Raw genomic sequence first — 1,308 nt, forward strand, 5'->3', positions numbered from 1 at the left:
GGTTCTTCACGGAATCCCGGGAAACACAGAAACAAGAACGCCGATTTGATTGATGATGTTCGTGCGAGCAAACACATCTAACAAACCGGCGTTCTTATGCGCGATATTAATACTTTCCTTCCTTTTTGGGAGGGCTTTTCTGTCGTCACGATCAAGCCTGATGGTGACGCCCTACAGATCGATCTGACTCCCCACGCCACCCGATTCCCTTCCTGCGGCGGCTGCCAAAAACCTTGTTCATCCACACATGAGTATTGCGAGCGAACCGTTCGCGATCTGCCCATTCTCGGTCGCGCGGTGCGCCTCAGCGTTTTGCTCAGGCGTGTTGGCTGTCGCGATTGCGGCAAGCGCATGGAGGCCGTCAGTTGGCTGGATCGCTATGCGCGCATGACGCGCCGCTTGGCCGACGCGGTTATCCAGGCTTGCGAGCGCCTTCCCACCCTGCACGTGGCCCAGATGTTTGGGCTGCATTGGGACACGGTTCGGTTGCTGGAGCGTCGCGCCTTGCAGGCAGTGTTGAGCGAGCTGCCGAAGGCGCAACCACGACGCTTGGTGATGGATGAGTTCGCGCTGTTCAAAGGGCATCGCTACGCCAGTGTTGTGCTGGATGCCGACACGCGACGAGTGCTCTGGATCGGCGAAGGCCGCAGCCGGGCGGCGGTTCGGCCCTTTTTCGAAGAACTTGGGCCAGAGGGGTGTGCTCGTATCGAAGCGGTGGCCATGGACATGAACACTGCGTTTGACCTGGAGGTTCGTCAGCACTGCCCGAACGCGCGAGTGGTCTACGACTTGTTTCATGTGGTGGCCAAATATGGCCGAGAGGTCATTGATCGGGTCCGTGTCGACGAAGCTAACCGATTGCGACACGACAAGCCGGCTCGCAAGGTCATCAAGCAAGCGCGATGGCTGTTACTGCGCAATCCGCAGAATCTGAAAACGCCGGAACAGCAGGTTCACTTGCAGGATTTGTTGGAGGCCAACCAATCGCTGATGACGGTGTACTTGATGAAGGCTGAGCTAAAAACACTCTGGACACCAAGCACTGCCTGGGATTGGAGATCGGCCTGGAAGCAATGGCTGCGCCATGCTCATGAAAGCGAAATCCCAGCCCTGATCCAGTTTGCCAAACGGCTAAAAGGGTACTGGCGTGGCATCGTGAGCCGGGTTCGCTGGCCGATGCACACCGGTCAGCTGGAAGGAATAAACAACCGAATAAAGGTTATCAAGCGGATGGCGTACGGTTACCGGGACAGCGAGTTCTTCTTCATGAAGATCAAGAGTGTCTTTCCCGGTAATCCGTGAAGAACC

At 56.9% G+C, this 1,308-nt stretch carries 1 protein-coding gene; it reads left to right on the forward strand.

Going from position 1 to position 1,308, the window contains the following annotated elements:
* The first annotated feature begins 96 nt into the window (after positions 1–96).
* Positions 97–1,302: an ISL3 family transposase gene (locus tag VD17_RS06660; RefSeq protein ID WP_046053218.1), complete on the forward strand. Its 1,206-nt coding sequence runs from the start codon at positions 97–99 to the stop codon at positions 1,300–1,302.
* The last annotated feature ends 6 nt before the right edge of the window (positions 1,303–1,308 follow it).

Source organism: Pseudomonas fluorescens, assembly GCF_000968015.1.
In the GTDB taxonomy this organism is placed as follows: Bacteria; Pseudomonadota; Gammaproteobacteria; order Pseudomonadales; family Pseudomonadaceae; genus Aquipseudomonas; species Aquipseudomonas fluorescens_W.

Excerpts from the sequence above, each read along its gene's own strand:
- VD17_RS06660 (WP_046053218.1), top strand. The coding sequence starts at position 97 with ATGCGCGATATTAATACTTTCCTTCCTTTTTGGGAGGGCTTTTCTGTC.